Genomic DNA, 16,364 nt, shown 5'->3' with positions numbered 1-16,364 from the left:
TCAGATTGCTTAATTAGCATTTGCCATTCTTGATTGGTGCGACGTTTTCTCATTTCAAATCTCCTCTTGGTTGGAGACCTGATCTTATTATTTGTGCTAGGCGATTAGAATGCGGGGTTTATGGTGCGCTTACATTAAAGTAATTTAAGCGCCCAAGAATTTATGAGGCGCTTATCTCTGATAAAAAACCAGGCAACATGCCATAAAAATCAATGTAGCATCACATATGAACTTTATTTAACGAATTAGACGAACAGCCAATATATGTAATAGTTTTACAATTAGTGCAGTAATCAGCAATAAAGTTCCCATTGCAGAGGCTCCGGCTAGGTTGCCAGAATCATCCATATTTAAGATAACAATTGATGCCAACAGAGTATCGTGACTGTATAAGAAGACTACTGCTGATACCGTTGTTAGCGCATTAACAAATAGATAAAAGAAAACATCAAGCAATGTATATCTAGATAACGGCACAATTACTCGGAAAAAAGTGAGCCATTGCGGTATGGACAGAGATGCCCCTACACGCTCATAGCTTGAGTCCAATCGACCAATAGTATTGTTAAAGGTAAGAAAAGACACAGAAAATAGATGAACAATAGTATTAAAGGCTAATATTACAAAGCTTCCTTGCCAGACGTTTAGCAATGAATCGGGATGATTAAAAGCAAAAATATATGCTAAGCCTAAGACTGTCCCTGGGATACTTAATGGTAATAGCGCGAAAAAACGTACTGCATTTATTAATATTAAAGGGGCATTTATACGTAAAGTTAGATAGCTGGTACAAAAAGTAATTACAACACCAAGCACAGCAACTAGTATCGCCAGTATCAATGAGTTCCAATAAGGCTGCCAACCATAACCAAGGGCATCGAAATCATAATTGGCGTAAGTAAAGCTAAAGTCATAAGGCCAATAGGCTATCAATGACCCCCATACCACCACTCCAATTACGCTAAATAGTCCTAAACATGGAGTCCAGCAAATCAAAGTGGATAGCAAATCTCGAGTTAAGATGGGTTTAACCTCATGCACTGTTTGATTATTAGCTAAACGAGCCTGTTGTTTGCGTGCCCAACCATCCACAAAAAATGCAATACAAGTAGGCACAACTAAAAGTAAGCTAATAGTAGCGCCCATTGAAAAATTTTGCTGTCCAATTACTTGCTTATATATTTCAGTAGCCAACATTGAATACTGACCAGCCAACACCTTAGCAATACCAAAATCCGTCATGGTTAGCGTAAACACTACAAATCCTGCACTGATTAAGCCATAACGACTATTCGCAAGTGTTACCGATGTAAATTGCCGCCAAGGGTTAGCCCCCAAACTACTTGCAGCTTGATATAAACGTGCATCTATTCCTCGCAATGTCGTTACCAGCATGAGTACTGCGTGTGGCAGAGTAAAGATCACCCCGCCCATAATAACACCCACTGGCCCATATAATTCAAAACTTGGTAAATAAGGTGTAAGCAGACCTTGTCCACCAAAGAGGTAAATTAAGCCTAAACAAGGAAAAATAGAGGGTACAAATAACGGTAGTTGAATAAAGGAATATAACATTGTTTTCCCCCACAACTGACTGCGAACTATACCTAATGCGATAGCAAAAGCCAAACTGACACTAAGCAGCATAACCATCATACTAACGATTAACGAATGTAGCAGCGCGTCGACAAGACCCGTATTTGAGAAATAATCGATAAAGTTTTTTAGGCCGATAAAATACCCTTGATTATCACTAACACTGCGGATGATTAGTTGCTTTATTGGCTCTCCAACCCCTAACCATAAAAAAGCACAAGGAAGCAGCAATAACAATAGGTTAGGGATATTACGACCAGCACGTTGTAAATGATAAGAATGTATCATGGGAAAACACACCAAGACTCAGGCGCAATTGTAATTGCAACCAAGCTATGTTCTGCTAGTTTTTGATCCAAAAAATGTTGATAAGGAATATCCGCGTAAAGCTGAGTACTTTGATCACTCATTAACAACTCAACACGATAAAAAGCCCCCATTAAGTGCCATGCTACAATTCGAACGACTAAAGTATAAGGCAATACTAGTACCTCCTCCGTCGCAGGACGCACTAGAACCTGCTCATAACGCACGCCAATAGTTTGTCCCTGCGCCCATTGCGGTATCGTTAGCATATTCATGCTACCGATAAACTCACCGACGAAACGATTACTAGGTTTGAGGTATAAAGATTCAGGGGTGCCTACTTGCTCGATACGTCCTTCATTCATCACCACAATCCTATCGGCTAATGCCATCGCTTCTTCTTGATCGTGCGTGACCATAATCACTGTGATTCCCAACTTTCGCTGTAAGACTTTAAGCTCATCACGCAGTGTTACACGTACTTTTGCATCTAGCGCAGATAAAGGTTCATCTAATAGAAGTAGTCGGGGGTTATTAGCTATCGCACGCGCCAATGCGACGCGCTGCTGCTGACCTCCAGAAAGCTCTACAGGATAACGGAAGGCAATATGAGGCAAGCCTATTAATGTTAATAGTTCATCAACCCGCTCATTGCGGCGCGCTTTGCTCCATTCTTTACCTCGTAGACCATAAGTAATATTATCGGCTACCGTCAAATTAGGAAACAATGCATAATTTTGAAAGACAATACCAAATTTTCTTTTTGCCGGAGATAAATAAGTAATATCTTCATCAAGGCAACACACTTTTCCCTGCTCTGGAAAATGCAGTCCAGCAACTATATTCAATAACGTTGTTTTTCCACAGCCAGATGGACCAAGAAAACAAACAAACTCACCACGTTCAATAGATAAAGAAATACCATGCAAAGCACGGTATTCTTCATAATCTTTGATCACGTGTTCAATGGATAAAAAGCTCACACACCATTCTCTTAATTATACTAATTTAAATATTTAGTGAAACATTCAATAAATTACAAGTTAGTTTAGCTCGTATTTATCTCTCCATTTCTGAATTAATACAGCGCGATTCTGTGCAGCCCAGACTAAATTATTATTGATCATTTTCTGATAGCTAGCTTTTCCTTCAACTGTCATAAATTCTTCACGAGCAGTAATTCCCGAGAATTTCACGCCTAATTTAGCCACTTCGTCTGAACTAACCCAATCAAGCAATTTCTCTGCGGCTTGCTTATGTTTGGTTCCTTTCACAATAGCCGCCGCCTCCATTTCCCAACCAATACCATCTTCAGGTAAGACGACATCAATTGGCGCACGGCGCTTAATCAAACCATGAGCAAAAGACGAGGATGCTATGCCTATAGCAACTTCACCTTGCGCCGCCATACTACAAGGCTTTGTTCCTGAGTGAGTATATAACTTTATATTGTTATTGAGAGCATCCATATACTCCCAAGCCTTTTGCTCACCCCACATTTGAATCCATGCTGTTACATTCATAAAACCAGAGCCAGATGATGCCGGGTTAGGCATTGCAACTAGTCCTTTGTATACAGGCTTGGTCAAGTCTTGCCATGTCTTAGGATAAGGCAAATCATGCTTTTTCATAACAAACTTATTAATACATAAACCAGTTGCCCAAGCGTCCATGCCTACCCAATACGGAGGGATATTATTGTCTCGCATTTTTTCTGAGAGCAGTTCATAACCTTGCGGTTTATAACTAGTTAGCATGTCATGATCTTTTAACAAAAGCAGACTACTAGCTCCAACGCCAAAAATAACATCTGCTTTGGGCGCATCTTTTTCAGCTAAAAGTTTGGCTGTAATTACACCCGTTGAGTCTCGTACCCAATTAATGCCAATATCTGGGTATTGTTCTTCAAAAGCTGATTTATAATCCGATAAGCGGTCATTTTCTATCGAAGTGTAAACCGTTAATTCTGTTTTTGCTAAGACTGAAAAACTCAAAACAGAAAGGAATACAGTAAGTAGTTTTATTTTCATCTAATCCAACTTAAATTCACTTTTGATTACATTTATCAACATGCGTGCAACTTTATCAGATGGTCCTTTCTTACCATTAAGGTTCATTGAAACAAGACTATCCAGCACACGCTCACGTAACTCAGAACTGCTAACTCCTTCAGTACGCGGAAATATAGCTAGTTTTTCTTCTGGTATATGATTTACATTATCACAACCATGAACTAACAAATCGATATTGTGCTCAATTAAGAAATCGTTATCTATAAGCCAATTGCAAGGAACAACTTCATCTACGTAACGAATACTTTCTAATATTTCTTTACGTTCCTCATAAGAAAGTTCTGATGTATAACCTTTTTTTGTTTTGATTTCATCATCAGTTGTTAGTGCAACAATAACATACCCCATCTCACTCGCTTGCTTTAGCAGGCGTACATGCCCGTGGTGGATAAGGGTAGCGGACATATCTACCAATATTCTCTTGCTCATCAATAATCACTCTCTGAATAAAAATACACTTTTGACAGGACAATTTGTTTATAAACCTCCTTGTCCTATCAATGTAAAAAATCTCAATCGCGCCTAGCCCAGTATCTTGATTCGACACTCTGATCATGGCGTCATTTTCGTCCACTATTTGGGGTTCAATAAAAGCTGCTAATATATCATCAGTTTATGTAGCATTCACATAAACGCGTAGCGTTGGATAAGCTATACTCTTACCGTCTGACACGAGCTTTTGGGACTTCCTATTGGTCTTCATAGTAGGCTTTAAGACCCACCGCATCAATGACAAAGTACCGCATCACGTCTCTCAGTTTGATCTTTAACCTATTTCCTTCGACAAATATGAATTTACTTTAACAACCAATCAGATTCTTTCCAGTGGATGTTTTTTCTCTTTAACTCCTTCTCAAATGAGCGCTTTAATCGATCCCAGTTCGCTTGTTTCCAGCTATCACCTTCCTGCTGATAGCACTTATCAAAATCGATAATCCATACTTGCTGTTGATCATCAATGAGAATGTTGTGAATATTGAGGTCGGTGTGATTAACCTGCGCCGCATGCATTTTGCGAATTTCATTACCAATTTTTTGGTATATCTCTGCTGACAATGGTTTTTCTTGCAAAATAGCCACGAGATCGCGCGCATTCGGTACTTTTCCGCTCAATAAGTCTGCTTGGTATACTACGCCTTTCTTAACGATGCGAGCGGCAATAGGACGTGGCACATTAACACCTGATGAGCGCAAAGTTTGCAAAAGCTGAAACTCTTGCAGGCTTCTGCTTTTCTCTTCTCCTTGATAGCAGTAACTGTCTGCAATCAATTTGCCAAACAAGCCTCCACGACGATAATGACGTAGCGCCGCTTGCAGCGAGTCGAGCTGAATAAACCAAGTCGTTCCTCTCCCTTGGGCACTGCCAATAATCTTGTCTTGCTGCTGCCAAAAGTCAGCATCAAAAGCCTGTTTTACGGTTGCTTGATCAATCAGCGTTTCATCAAACCAAATCACCTGATCATCAATTCTCAGCGTTTGCATTCTATTCACCTGCTTCGTTAAGTAGATTTATTTTACATTGCCTACCCCCAACTGCATAATTCTTGTCTAACCATTAAGTTGAGTTCGTTTCATGCCGCTATTTAAATCCGCTCCTGAGTCCATTTGTATCTTACGCTTATCTGCCATCGGCGATGTTTGCAATGCCATCGCAACCGCACAAGCGATTCAAAAGCATTGGCCAAATACACACATCACATGGATCACGAGTAAACTGGAGGCTAAGCTTCTTGCTGCTGTAGAGAACATTGAAATCATCGTGTTTGATAAAAGCGCTGGCTGGAAAGGCTATAAACAGCTTTGGCGACAATTAAACGGGCGTGAGTTTGATGCGCTACTGCATATGCAGTACGCAATTAGAGCCAGTATTGCAACATTAGGAATCAAAGCGAAATACAAACTAGGCTTTGACTCATCACGCAGCCAAGATTTTCAAACCTGGTTTACCAACATCAAAGTACCATCACCACAATCTTTGCATGTGGCTGATGGCCTCATGGCATTTGCACACAAACTCGGCGTTCCTGCTAATACAACACCCATTTGGTCTCTTCGTTATCAACCAAGTGACCTGCAGTGGGCAAATCAACAGTTAAATCATGAAACGCGCAATCTGCTGGTTGTCCCTGGTGCGAGCAAGGCTTACAAAAACTGGCACGCCACAGGATATGCTGAACTCATAGAGCATGCTCAGCAACGCGGTTGGAATATTATTCTGGCTGGTAGCCCAGCCAAAGTAGAAGTTGATTTAGCCAATGCGGTTCAAGAACACTTAAATAAACCTTGTCTCAACTTGGTGGGTAAAAGCAGTCTATTGCAAATGTTAGCACTTATCGAACAGGTCGATTTAGTGATCGCGCCGGATACTGGACCTGCTCATATGGCGAATGCGATGCAAACGCCAATTATTGGGCTCTATGCTCACCATAACCCGCTGCGCGTTGGTCCTTATCAATATCTAGACTATGCCGTCTCCGTTTATGAAGAGACCATCTTTGCTGAAACGGGCAAACACAGTGAACAACTCAACTGGCGAACTCGAGCCAAAGATAACCATGCTATGCAGCGCATCACGAGCGCACAAGTCATCAGCATGTTTGATAAAGCAGTAGCAGATTTTCAGCTAACGAGCAGTTAAAATCATCAGTAGCACAGAGAAAGAAGGAATAATCAATTGTCTAAGCCAACCTTAGCCGTAGCATTGATCGTTAAAAATGAAGCAAAGCACTTACAGGCATGCCTAGATACCGTTAAAGGTTGGGTTGACGAGATCGTCCTACTCGACTCCGGCAGCACAGATGCCACTGAAGAAATTGCTCGACAATACACCGACAAATTCTACACAAACTCCGAGTGGCCTGGATTTGGCAAGCAACGCCAACTCGCACAGCAATATGTCACCAGTGATTATGTGCTCTGGCTAGATGCCGATGAACAAGTCACCCCAGAGTTAAAAACCAGTATTCTCGCTGCGGTTGCTTCAGACAAGCCTAACGTACTGTATAAAATCAATCGTCTCAGCTCAGCATTCGGAAAATTTATCTACCATTCCGGCTGGTCTCCAGATTGGATTGTGCGCTTATATCGAACCGAATACACTCACTACAACGACGCACTGGTTCATGAAAAAGTCATTGATGGCAATTACGAAACAATCAAGCTCGATGGTCGTTTACACCACTATACTTATGAACACCTGCATCACTACATCAACAAAACCACTGGCTACTTGAAAGCTTGGACTGATGAGCGTGAAGGGAAAAAGAAATCTGGTCTAACGACAGCGCTCGCACACGCCCTAGCCTGTTTTTGCAAGATGTATATCATCAAAAGAGGCTTTCTTGATGGTAAACATGGTTTCATCCTAGCTTGGCTTAGTATGCATTCCACTTTTGTTAAATACATCGATCTTTACCTCCGCGAACAGGCAAAAAAATAATGAAAACCACCTTAATTATTACCACTTATAACTGGAAAGAAGCGCTAAAAGTAGTTCTAGAAAGCGTTAAACACCAAACAATTTTGCCTAATGAAGTGATCGTTGCGGATGATGGTTCGCGTGAAGATACCAAGCTATTGATCGAAGAAATGGCACAAAATTTCCCAGTAGCACTGATCCACAGTTGGCAGATAGATGATGGCTTCCGCGCAGCTCAAAGTCGCAACAGAGCCATTGCAAAATCTTCAGGTGATTACATCATTATCATTGATGGTGATATTGTACTTCCTCAAAACTTTATTGCTGACCATCTAAAAAATGCTAAAAAAGAGCAATTTATCCAAGGTGGAAGAGTGCTTTTAAACCAGAAACTAACACATAATTTGATCTTAGAGGGCAAGCTTCCTTCAATTTTCAGTAAAGGAATCAAAAACCGCAAAAACATGATTAGTTCGGAAATTTTTAGCGCAGTGTTTTCCAAAATATCAAATACAGACAAATCAACTCGTAGTTGTAACATGTCATTCTGGAGAGAAGATATACTCGAAATTAATGGATTTAATAACGACTTCGTTGGTTGGGGTCGTGAAGATAGCGAATTTGTTCATCGTATGCTTAACGCTGGCAAAACTCGCCTCTATCTTAAGTTTGCCGGAGTGGGTTACCACTTGTATCACAATGAGAATTCACGCGCCTCATTAGCGCAAAATGATGAGATTCTTGAAAAAACAATTCAGCAGCATTTAAAGCGCTGTGAGAATGGCGTTGATCAATTTATATCAGGAACAGGCGATGAGTAAAAAAGTCATCTATCCCGGTACTTTTGACCCTTTAACCAATGGGCATCTCAATCTGATTGAGCGAACTGCAGAAATGTTTAACGATGTCACTATCGCTGTGGCAACCAGTCCATCAAAGAAAACCATGTTTAGCTTAGAAGAGCGCGTTGCGCTTGTAGAGCTATCATGCGCTCACTTGCCCAACGTTGCCGTGGTTGGATTCAGTGGCTTATTGGTCGACTTTGCCAAAGAGCAGAAAGCGAATGTACTGATCCGCGGTTTGCGTACTACCATGGATTTTGAATACGAGTTTGGACTAACCAGCATGTATCGCAAACTGCTACCGGGTCTAGAAAGTATCTTTCTAACTCCAGCAGAAGAGTTTGCTTTTCTTTCTTCGACCATTGTCCGTGAGGTCGCTATTCATCAAGGCGATGTGGCGCAGTTTGTTCCTGAGCCAGTTAACAACGCCATTTTAAAAAAGCTCGCTGAACAATGAAAAAGTTAAAGTACTACTTATCTAATGGGTTACTCGCCGCCTTACCTGCCCCACCATTTCGCTGGTATGCTAAAACGCTGCTTGCAACACGCAGCCAGTATGATGAAACATACCTAATTGATCGCGTTGACTATTACTGTAAGCTAAACTCACACTTTAGCCTCAGCGAAGAAGCACTCACTCGAGTTAGTGACTTCAAAAAAACCGGTGGCAGCGCTTACTACTATGATCTACTTAAAGTGATCAAATGCTTCCCAGCAAGCACAGCATTCAAGTACGTTAATGGTGATGTGATTGATGTGCCAACTGAGCCTAGCTTTCTCAAGAGCAGACCCATCGATGGGGATAATGCAAACTCAGTATTATTGAAACTAAATGCGGTTAGACATTACTTTTTTGTCGACAATGACATTCGTTATGAAGACAAAAAAGACATGATAGTCTGGCGTGGCACGGGATTTCGCCCCAATCGTCGAACCTTACTGGTCAAACACTTTGACAATCCGCGCTGTAATATCGGTCGAGTAGATACAAAAGATGAAGACCCACAACAGTTAAACTACGTCACACCATCGATGACCATCGCTGAGCAGTTGCAGTATAAATTTATCCTCAGCTTAGAAGGCATGGACGTTGCAACCAACTTAAAGTGGATTATGTCGTCAAACTCACTCTGCTTTACGCCAAAGCTTCGTTACGAAACATGGTTTATGGAAGGAAAGCTCGAAGCTGGTGTGCATTTCGTTGAAGTAAAAGATGACTTTTCGGATCTTGATGAGAAAATGGATTACTACCTCGCCAATCCAGAAGAAGCTCAAGCCATTATTTACAATGCTCAAGCTTGGGTCGCGCAATTCAAAGATCATCAACGAGAGCAACTTATCTCACTGATGGTGGCAGAAAAATACTTCCAGCAGTCTGAACAAACTCATTAAACAATGGAGGCGAAATGCCTCCATTATTTTTGGCAATGTGGACAGAAAAACGTATTACGCTGCCCTATTTTTAGTTCTTCAATTTCTTCCCCACAACTTGGGCAGGGTTCACCCGCTTTGCCGTAAACACGCAGCTCTTGAGCGAAATATCCTGGCTTACCATCTGCTTGGGAAAAGTCTTTTAGAGTCGTCCCACCTTGTTTTATCGAGGTCTCTAATACTTGTTTGATCTCTTGAACCAATCGGGTCCAATCTTCTAGCGTTAAGCTACCCGCCGCACGCTGCGGGTGAATTCGAGAGCTAAACAAAGATTCACTGGCATAAATGTTCCCAACCCCGACAACCACCTTGTTATCCATAATAAACTGCTTAATAGTCACGCGCTTATTGACTGCTTTCTCCAGCATATATTGCGGACTAAATTCATCAGTCAAAGGCTCTGGCCCCATGTGACCAAGCACTTGATGATGACCATCTTCACTATACAGCCAAGCACCAAAGCGGCGAGGATCGTTGTAGCGCAGCACTTTGCCATTGGTCAGTTTTAAATCTACATGATCATGTTTACTTGGTTCAATCTCAGCATCCAATACTCGCAGTGAACCTGACATCCCCAAATGTACAATCGCACAACCTGCGTCAGTTTCTATGACTAAATATTTTGCACGGCGACGAATACTGCGTATTTGTTGGCCTTCTAATTGTTTTAACTCGACCGGAATATCCCAACGTAATTTTGGGGTACGAAAAGTAAGGGTTTTGATTGTTTGTCCAACTAAGTGAGGAGTGATCCCCATGCGGCTCACTTCAACTTCTGGTAATTCAGGCACTTTCTACTCCAATTTCTTCTTAATGACTGTCTGTCGGGAATAGATAGTTTTTATCTACAGTGACGGCAATCCAGTCGCCTTGCCAATTTTTCAGTAGCCAAAACTGGGGCAATTGGTAGAAGGTGATCCTTTGCGGCTCTTCTTGATCTGCGTACCATACCTCGATAGAACTTGGTGATGATAAACGTGATTTTAATGATTGATAGTTTTCATCTGGTACCTGAGTTCCCGTCAGAGACTGCCAACGCGCAGCAAGCTCTTGCGCCTTAACTGGTGATGGAACGCTTAATACCCAGTCATCATCTTCATGAGTCAAAGACCATTGACTTGAATAAATGGCTTGTAGCGTTTGGTTGGGATCAAGCAGGTAGGGATATTCACTTTCCACTGGCGCTTCAAGCAAGTAAGTTTTGATCAAAGTTGGTAGATTTAGCAGCACCATAAACACCAATACTCCAAATATTAGGCGATTATTCCAACGACGGCGCTGAGATGTAGACTGCATACTTCAATCCTTTAAAGGTTATAAGTTGCAGTATATGAGAGTTTTAGATAATAAAAAACCCAACTCGAAGGCTGGGTTTTTTTAATATACGCTTCAATTAAGAAGCTACAAAGAAAAAATCAATTACTTGATTTTAGCTTCTTTGTACACAACGTGCTTGCGAACTACAGGATCAAATTTCTTGATCTCGAATTTGCCAGGCATGTTACGTTTGTTCTTGTCAGTTGTGTAGAAGTGACCAGTCTCAGCAGTTGATACTAGACGGATTTTCTCACGAACGCCTTTCTTTGCCATTGCCTATTTCCTCTTAAACGTTTTCGCCGCGCGCACGGATGTCAACAAGAACAGCATCGATGCCTTTCTTGTCAATGATGCGCATACCTTTTGCAGTAAGGCGTAGTTTAACAAAACGTTTTTCGCTCTCTACCCAGAAACGATGAGTTTGTAGGTTCGGCAGAAAACGACGCTTAGTAGCATTTCGTGCGTGTGAACGGTTGTTACCCGTTACTGGACGCTTACCAGTTACTTGGCATACTCGTGACATATAATGTCTTCTCCAAAATCGTTTCAGCTCGATATCAACCTTGGTGGCCGAACCTCTTCTATTTCTAAACAGAAGGATAGAGGTTTAGATCCGCTATAGAAAGTCTATACAAGGCTATCAAAGGTCGCGCATTATACTAACTTGACCAGCATTGCTCAAGACCCGAACAGATCCTTTTTACAGATTTCAGTGATCTTTTTTTAAGCAGAGCTGAATTTAGTCTAAAAAATGTCGATGGATTGTACTTACATTTGGTTCAAGTCACAACAAAAATTGTGACTCATATCCATCCGCGCTCCGCAAAAGAGACGACTTCGCCATCTCCCACCACAAAATGGTCGAGAATTCTTATCTCAACTAAGGCTAATGCATCAACTAAACGACGGGTAATGCGTCGATCCGACTGACTGGGCTCTGCCACACCTGAAGGATGATTATGAGCAAGTATGAGTGCGGCTGCATTTAACTCTAACGAACGTTTGACCACTTCTCTAGGATAGACCGAGGCGGAATCAATGGTGCCCTCAAACATAACCTCAGAGCTAATTACACGATGTTGATTGTCTAAAAACAATATATAGAAGGCTTCACGTTGGCGATCACGCAGTAAACCAGAAAGATAGAGCTTCGTTTGTTGTGGACTGGTTAGCGCATCACCTCGTTGCAAAGTTTCTTGCAAATATCTCTGCGACATCTCCAGACACGCTTGCAGTTGTACATACTTTGCTGCCCCCAACCCTTTATGAGTACAAAATTCCTGCCGCGTAGCAGCAAATAGCTTTCTCAGTGAGCCGAACTCACAAATTAGGTGATCCGCTAACTCTAAAACATTCACTCCTTGCGTGCCTGTGCGCAGGAATATTGCCAACAACTCTGCATCAGTGAGTGCTTGGGCTCCACGTGACAGTAGTTTTTCTCTAGGCATTGAGCCTGTTGGCAGCGATTTTATTCCCATTGCTATGTCCAATATCCAAACAAACCAGCGTCTATTGAACAAAATTAAGGAGTAGAAACCAAAATCACCGTCTTTTTATACGCCCATATCAATACTCTCATGCAATTTTTAGACAACTCTAAGTATCAGAAAACATCGTTCTCGTTAGCTTCCTCTAACTTATATAAGGAACGCATCGCCGGAATACTCCCCTCGATACCTGACGGGTTTGGTGTAACTATCCTCTATTTCTTTGATTGAGATTCATAATCTGACCGCTCCAGTAGTGGCATGGTTGTGGTACTATCAGCGGCAATATTTTGGAGATTCAACAATGCAAACACTCGCAGGTAAAAAGATTTTACTCGGCATTAGCGGTGGTATTGCCGCTTATAAATGCGCTGAATTAACTCGCCGTTTAATTGAACGCGGTGCTCAAGTTCAAGTCGTCATGACCAACGCCGCCAAAGAATTCATCACACCACTGACCATGCAGGCAGTTTCTGGTCGTCCAGTCTCTGACAGCCTACTCGACCCTGCGGCAGAAGCTTCGATGGGTCACATTGAGTTGGCAAAATGGGCAGACCTTGTTTTGCTGGCACCCGCAACCGCCGATCTAATTGCACGTATGGCAGCTGGAATGGGTAATGACTTACTCACAACACTAGTGCTCGCGAGTGACGCGCCAATTGCAGTATCTCCAGCGATGAATCAGCAGATGTACCGCAACCAAGCGACTCAAGAAAATATTGCCACCTTAGCGCGTCGTGGAATGCATATCTGGGGGCCTGCAGCTGGTGAGCAAGCGTGTGGAGATGTCGGCCCCGGCCGTATGCTAGAGCCAATGCAGCTCGTCGGGCTATGTGAGCAATTTTTTGCTGATAAACCGTTAAAAGGCAAATCTATCTTAATTAGTGCAGGTCCGACACGCGAAGCAATCGACCCTGTCCGTTACATCAGCAACCACAGTTCAGGCAAAATGGGCTTTGCCCTTGCCGAAGCCGCCTTATTGCTTGGTGCTGAAGTAAGACTGGTTGCCGGCCCTGTATCCCTACCGACCCCACAAGGCTCTGAGCGCATTAATGTAGAAAGCGCGCTCGATATGCACCAAGCGGTAATGAATAACGCGAGTCAAAGCGATATCTTTATTAGCTGCGCCGCTGTGGCAGATTACCGCCCAGAAACCGTTGCTGACAATAAGCTGAAGAAGACGGATGACAGCGACTCTATGACTGTCAATATGGTGAAAAATCCGGATATCGTTGCATCGGTTGCAGCAATGACAGAAAACCGTCCATTTACCGTTGGCTTTGCCGCTGAGACTCAAAACGTTAAACAGTATGCGTTAAGCAAATTAACCCGTAAAAACCTCGACATGATCTGTGCGAATGACGTCTCAGTGCAGGGGCAAGGGTTTAATAGTAACGATAATGCGATTACCGTATACTGGCAAGATGGTGAGCAATCACTAACACTTGCATCAAAACAACAAATTGCACAACAAATTCTGCTGATTATTGCTGACAAGCTTTAATCTTGGATTCTTATTTTTGAGCTAATTCCCCCTGCCTTTTTCAAGGCGGGGAACATATCGTGGTAAAAAGGAAGCGTTCATGGCTGGAACCCGAAAAACCAATCGCCGAGAAGAAATCTTACAAGCACTAGCAGAAATGCTGGAATCGAACGAGGGAGCCTCACGCATTACGACCGCCAAATTGGCAAAACAAGTTGGTGTCTCTGAGGCGGCTCTTTATCGTCACTTCCCAAGCAAAGCTCGTATGTTTGAAGGCTTAATTGAGTTTATCGAAGAGTCTTTAATGTCACGTATCAACCGTATCTTAGATGAAGAGAAAGATACCCTGACACGCATCCGCCTAGTTCTACAATTAATTCTCGTTTTTGCAGAACGTAATCCAGGTTTGACTCGAATTCTTTCTGGTCACGCGCTAATGTTTGAAAATGAACGTTTACGCGAGCGCATTAATCAACTGTTCGAACGCATCGAGACCTCTTTGCGCCAAATCTTACGTGAACGAAAACTGCGTGAAGGCAAATCATTCCCAGTCGATGAACGTATTCTCGCAGCACAATTGCTAGGGCAAGTAGAAGGGAGTTTAAACCGTTTCGTTCGTTCTGATTTTAAATATCAACCAACAGCAAATTTTGATGAGTACTGGGCATTACTAAAAAACCAAATCGAGTAACTTAATCACTCACTTGCTCACTAGTAAAAGTTATAACTATGAATATAGAAAAATACGCGAAGCCGACCTTTTCTTTATCGCTGCTGCACCCAAAAAACTGGGGCGTCTGGTTAGGCTTTGGCTTGTTAGCCATCTTAGTAAATCTATTACCCTATGCGATTTTATACCGCTTCGGCCGCTTACTCGGTAAGATCGGCATGAAATATGGTGAGAGTCGCGTCCATGTTACCTCAAGAAATCTTGAGCTAGCATTTCCTGACATGCCTGAACAGGAGCGCCAAGCAATTGTCGAAGACAATTTCAAAAATACCGGATTAGCATTAATTGAGACGGGTATTACTTGGTTCTGGCCAACTTGGCGCTTCAAGCGCCTCCTTTCAGTGAAAGATATCGATGTATTGCTTGAGCACAAACAGAACAACAAAGGGGTTCTCCTTTGCTGTGTGCATGCACTCAACCTCGAAATCACTGCACGAGCCTTCGCAGTAATGGGTGTGGGCGGTTACGGGGCATTTAGGCCTCACAACAACCCTGCTTACAACTTTATTCAATACTGGGGACGCACCCACAACGGTAATCAGTTGATCGATCGCAAAGACCTTAAGCAAATGATTCGCATCTTGCGTCAAGGTGAACGCCTGTTCTATTTGCCTGATCATGATTATGGTCGAAACAAGTCGGTATTCGTGCCTTTCTTTGCGGTAGAAGATGCCTGTACAACCACAGGCACCAGTATTCTGGCTTACACCAGCAAGTGTGCCATTGTGCCGGGGTCTGGCTTTAGAAACGCTCAAGGCAAGTATGAAGTCATCGCTGATATTTCAATAGAAGGCGATTACCCGCAGAAAGACGAAGTCGCTGCCGCTGCCTATATGAACAAGTATGTGGAAATGGTCATCCTACGAGCACCATCGCAATGGATGTGGTTGCATAAGCGTTTTAAAACCATGGCAAACCCTGACGCTAAGAAAAGTTGTCGATATAAATAAGCGAGTTTTGATATCTAAAACAAAGGGCTGATGGAAAAACCCAACAGCCCTTTTTGTATCTTACTCAATTAATAGAGACTAACGACCCAATTAGATGCCGTACTCAGCGCGATAAGCTTTCACCGCTTCAAGATGCTCGGTGTTGTCGCCTTTCTCTTCTAGGAAAGTGATCAGGTCAGTCAAGCTCACGATAGAAATAACCGCACAACCAAAGTCACGTTCCACTTCTTGAATTGCTGATAGTTCGCCCTTACCTTTCTCTTGACGGTCAATCGCAACCAATACGCCCGCCAAATCTGCGCCATTCGCTTGGATGATTTCCATTGATTCACGAATCGCGGTACCGGCAGTGATCACGTCGTCCACCAGCATAATACGACCTTCAAGTGCGCTACCGACTAAGTTGCCACCTTCACCGTGATCTTTGGCTTCTTTACGGTTAAAGCAGTAAGGGGTATCGATGTCATGGTGGTCCGCTAATGCTACTGCCGTCGTGGTCGCAATTGGAATACCTTTGTACGCAGGGCCAAACAACACATCAAATTCAATACCTGAATCCGCCAACGCCGCTGCATAAAAACGACCTAAGCGTGCCAAATCACGGCCAGTATTGAACAAGCCAGCGTTAAAGAAATATGGGCTCTTACGGCCTGACTTCAAAGTAAACTCACCAAACTTTAAAACTTCTTTCTCTAGTGCAAATTCAATAAATTCACGCTGGTATGCTTTCAT

General features: G+C 42.6%; 19 protein-coding genes. 8 read left to right on the top strand and 11 right to left on the bottom strand.

The features are described from left to right. Positions 1–237: 237 nt before the first annotated feature. From IRQ95_RS17475 to IRQ95_RS17455, 5 genes are all read right to left on the bottom strand, one after another. Complete coding sequence (locus tag IRQ95_RS17475; protein ID WP_194438293.1) at positions 238–1,884, bottom strand: ABC transporter permease subunit; 1,647 nt, start codon at positions 1,882–1,884, stop codon at positions 238–240. Beyond that, entirely contained in the window at positions 1,881–2,885 is a 1,005-nt protein-coding gene (locus IRQ95_RS17470) for an ATP-binding cassette domain-containing protein (RefSeq protein ID WP_194438291.1), read from the bottom strand. Before IRQ95_RS17470 ends, IRQ95_RS17475 begins: the two co-directional genes overlap by 4 nt. A 60-nt stretch (positions 2,886–2,945) precedes the next feature. After that, the gene (locus IRQ95_RS17465; protein WP_194438289.1) at positions 2,946–3,932 is read right to left on the bottom strand and encodes a putative 2-aminoethylphosphonate ABC transporter substrate-binding protein; all 987 of its coding nucleotides are present in this window, start codon (positions 3,930–3,932) and stop codon (positions 2,946–2,948) included. Next, positions 3,933–4,403 (bottom strand): FAD synthase family protein, encoded by a 471-nt coding sequence (locus tag IRQ95_RS17460; protein WP_194438287.1) that lies wholly within the window; start codon positions 4,401–4,403, stop codon positions 3,933–3,935. A 366-nt stretch (positions 4,404–4,769) separates the two neighbouring features. Then, a complete protein-coding gene (locus IRQ95_RS17455) occupies positions 4,770–5,456 on the bottom strand; it encodes a 3-deoxy-D-manno-octulosonic acid kinase (RefSeq protein WP_194438285.1) in 687 nt (228 codons plus the stop codon). Positions 5,457–5,547: 91 nt separating this feature from the next. On the opposite strand from IRQ95_RS17455, the gene IRQ95_RS17450 reads away from it, so the two are divergent. Genes IRQ95_RS17450 through IRQ95_RS17430 form a run of 5 tightly spaced genes read left to right on the top strand, consistent with a single transcriptional unit; the run spans position 5,548 to position 9,626 of the window. Continuing rightward, positions 5,548–6,612 (top strand): glycosyltransferase family 9 protein, encoded by a 1,065-nt coding sequence (locus IRQ95_RS17450; RefSeq protein WP_194438283.1) that lies wholly within the window; start codon positions 5,548–5,550, stop codon positions 6,610–6,612. 36 nt (positions 6,613–6,648) lie between these two features. After that, a complete protein-coding gene (locus tag IRQ95_RS17445) occupies positions 6,649–7,413 on the top strand; it encodes a glycosyltransferase family 2 protein (RefSeq protein ID WP_194438281.1) in 765 nt (254 codons plus the stop codon). Then, on the top strand, positions 7,413–8,213 hold the full coding sequence (locus IRQ95_RS17440) for a glycosyltransferase family 2 protein (protein ID WP_194438279.1): 801 nt from the start codon (positions 7,413–7,415) through the stop codon (positions 8,211–8,213). The genes IRQ95_RS17445 and IRQ95_RS17440 overlap by 1 nt, the downstream gene beginning before the upstream one ends. Continuing rightward, positions 8,206–8,691, top strand: a complete 486-nt coding sequence (gene coaD / locus IRQ95_RS17435) for a pantetheine-phosphate adenylyltransferase (protein WP_194438278.1) — start codon at positions 8,206–8,208, stop codon at positions 8,689–8,691. The genes IRQ95_RS17440 and coaD overlap by 8 nt, the downstream gene beginning before the upstream one ends. Next, on the top strand, positions 8,688–9,626 hold the full coding sequence (locus tag IRQ95_RS17430; RefSeq protein ID WP_194438276.1) for a glycosyl transferase family 90: 939 nt from the start codon (positions 8,688–8,690) through the stop codon (positions 9,624–9,626). Before coaD ends, IRQ95_RS17430 begins: the two co-directional genes overlap by 4 nt. A 23-nt stretch (positions 9,627–9,649) precedes the next feature. Here the strand turns inward: IRQ95_RS17430 and mutM are convergent, their stop codons facing one another. The 5 genes from mutM to radC form a co-directional block, all read right to left on the bottom strand. Beyond that, the gene (gene mutM, locus IRQ95_RS17425) at positions 9,650–10,456 is read right to left on the bottom strand and encodes a bifunctional DNA-formamidopyrimidine glycosylase/DNA-(apurinic or apyrimidinic site) lyase (protein ID WP_194438274.1); all 807 of its coding nucleotides are present in this window, start codon (positions 10,454–10,456) and stop codon (positions 9,650–9,652) included. A 19-nt stretch (positions 10,457–10,475) separates the two neighbouring features. After that, positions 10,476–10,961: a hypothetical protein gene (locus IRQ95_RS17420; protein ID WP_194438272.1), complete on the bottom strand. Its 486-nt coding sequence runs from the start codon at positions 10,959–10,961 to the stop codon at positions 10,476–10,478. 123 nt (positions 10,962–11,084) lie between these two features. Then, positions 11,085–11,255, bottom strand: coding sequence for a 50S ribosomal protein L33 (gene rpmG / locus IRQ95_RS17415; protein WP_075652128.1), 171 nt, complete (start codon positions 11,253–11,255; stop codon positions 11,085–11,087). Positions 11,256–11,268: 13 nt separating this feature from the next. Beyond that, complete coding sequence (gene rpmB, locus IRQ95_RS17410) at positions 11,269–11,505, bottom strand: 50S ribosomal protein L28 (RefSeq protein ID WP_004728407.1); 237 nt, start codon at positions 11,503–11,505, stop codon at positions 11,269–11,271. A 280-nt stretch (positions 11,506–11,785) separates the two neighbouring features. Beyond that, positions 11,786–12,460 carry a RadC family protein gene (gene radC, locus IRQ95_RS17405; protein WP_194438270.1) on the bottom strand — a complete coding sequence of 225 codons (675 nt, stop codon included), beginning with the start codon at positions 12,458–12,460 and terminating at the stop codon, positions 11,786–11,788. A 313-nt stretch (positions 12,461–12,773) separates the two neighbouring features. Between radC and coaBC the strand changes: the two genes are divergently transcribed. The 3 genes from coaBC to IRQ95_RS17390 all read left to right on the top strand — a co-directional run bounded on the left by coaBC (position 12,774) and on the right by IRQ95_RS17390 (position 15,632). Then, on the top strand, positions 12,774–13,973 hold the full coding sequence (coaBC, locus tag IRQ95_RS17400) for a bifunctional phosphopantothenoylcysteine decarboxylase/phosphopantothenate--cysteine ligase CoaBC (protein WP_194438268.1): 1,200 nt from the start codon (positions 12,774–12,776) through the stop codon (positions 13,971–13,973). Between the two features lie 79 nt (positions 13,974–14,052). Beyond that, complete coding sequence (gene slmA, locus IRQ95_RS17395) at positions 14,053–14,643, top strand: nucleoid occlusion factor SlmA (protein ID WP_194438266.1); 591 nt, start codon at positions 14,053–14,055, stop codon at positions 14,641–14,643. 38 nt (positions 14,644–14,681) lie between these two features. Then, positions 14,682–15,632, top strand: coding sequence for a Kdo(2)-lipid IV(A) acyltransferase (locus tag IRQ95_RS17390; RefSeq protein WP_194438264.1), 951 nt, complete (start codon positions 14,682–14,684; stop codon positions 15,630–15,632). 90 nt (positions 15,633–15,722) lie between these two features. Here IRQ95_RS17390 and pyrE read toward each other — a convergent pair whose 3' ends face one another. Next, positions 15,723–16,364: an orotate phosphoribosyltransferase gene (gene pyrE, locus IRQ95_RS17385; protein WP_075652123.1), complete on the bottom strand. Its 642-nt coding sequence runs from the start codon at positions 16,362–16,364 to the stop codon at positions 15,723–15,725.

The sequence above is a fragment of the Vibrio fluminensis genome (assembly GCF_015278125.1).
Classification (GTDB): domain Bacteria; phylum Pseudomonadota; class Gammaproteobacteria; order Enterobacterales; family Vibrionaceae; genus Vibrio; species Vibrio fluminensis.
The sequence above is the reverse complement of the archived record's forward strand: the minus strand, read 5'-3'. Positions and strand labels throughout refer to the sequence as shown.

Coding starts and splice junctions, on each gene's coding strand:
- IRQ95_RS17475 (WP_194438293.1), bottom strand. CDS start 1,884: ATGATACATTCTTATCATTTACAACGTGCTGGTCGTAATATCCCTAAC.
- IRQ95_RS17465 (WP_194438289.1), bottom strand. CDS start 3,932: ATGAAAATAAAACTACTTACTGTATTCCTTTCTGTTTTGAGTTTTTCA.
- IRQ95_RS17460 (WP_194438287.1), bottom strand. CDS start 4,403: ATGAGCAAGAGAATATTGGTAGATATGTCCGCTACCCTTATCCACCAC.
- IRQ95_RS17455 (WP_194438285.1), bottom strand. CDS start 5,456: ATGCAAACGCTGAGAATTGATGATCAGGTGATTTGGTTTGATGAAACG.
- IRQ95_RS17450 (WP_194438283.1), top strand. CDS start 5,548: ATGCCGCTATTTAAATCCGCTCCTGAGTCCATTTGTATCTTACGCTTA.
- IRQ95_RS17440 (WP_194438279.1), top strand. CDS start 7,413: ATGAAAACCACCTTAATTATTACCACTTATAACTGGAAAGAAGCGCTA.
- coaD (WP_194438278.1), top strand. CDS start 8,206: ATGAGTAAAAAAGTCATCTATCCCGGTACTTTTGACCCTTTAACCAAT.
- IRQ95_RS17430 (WP_194438276.1), top strand. CDS start 8,688: ATGAAAAAGTTAAAGTACTACTTATCTAATGGGTTACTCGCCGCCTTA.
- IRQ95_RS17420 (WP_194438272.1), bottom strand. CDS start 10,961: ATGCAGTCTACATCTCAGCGCCGTCGTTGGAATAATCGCCTAATATTT.
- rpmG (WP_075652128.1), bottom strand. CDS start 11,255: ATGGCAAAGAAAGGCGTTCGTGAGAAAATCCGTCTAGTATCAACTGCT.
- rpmB (WP_004728407.1), bottom strand. CDS start 11,505: ATGTCACGAGTATGCCAAGTAACTGGTAAGCGTCCAGTAACGGGTAAC.
- radC (WP_194438270.1), bottom strand. CDS start 12,460: ATGGGAATAAAATCGCTGCCAACAGGCTCAATGCCTAGAGAAAAACTA.
- coaBC (WP_194438268.1), top strand. CDS start 12,774: ATGCAAACACTCGCAGGTAAAAAGATTTTACTCGGCATTAGCGGTGGT.
- slmA (WP_194438266.1), top strand. CDS start 14,053: ATGGCTGGAACCCGAAAAACCAATCGCCGAGAAGAAATCTTACAAGCA.
- IRQ95_RS17390 (WP_194438264.1), top strand. CDS start 14,682: ATGAATATAGAAAAATACGCGAAGCCGACCTTTTCTTTATCGCTGCTG.
- pyrE (WP_075652123.1), bottom strand. CDS start 16,364: ATGAAAGCATACCAGCGTGAATTTATTGAATTTGCACTAGAGAAAGAA.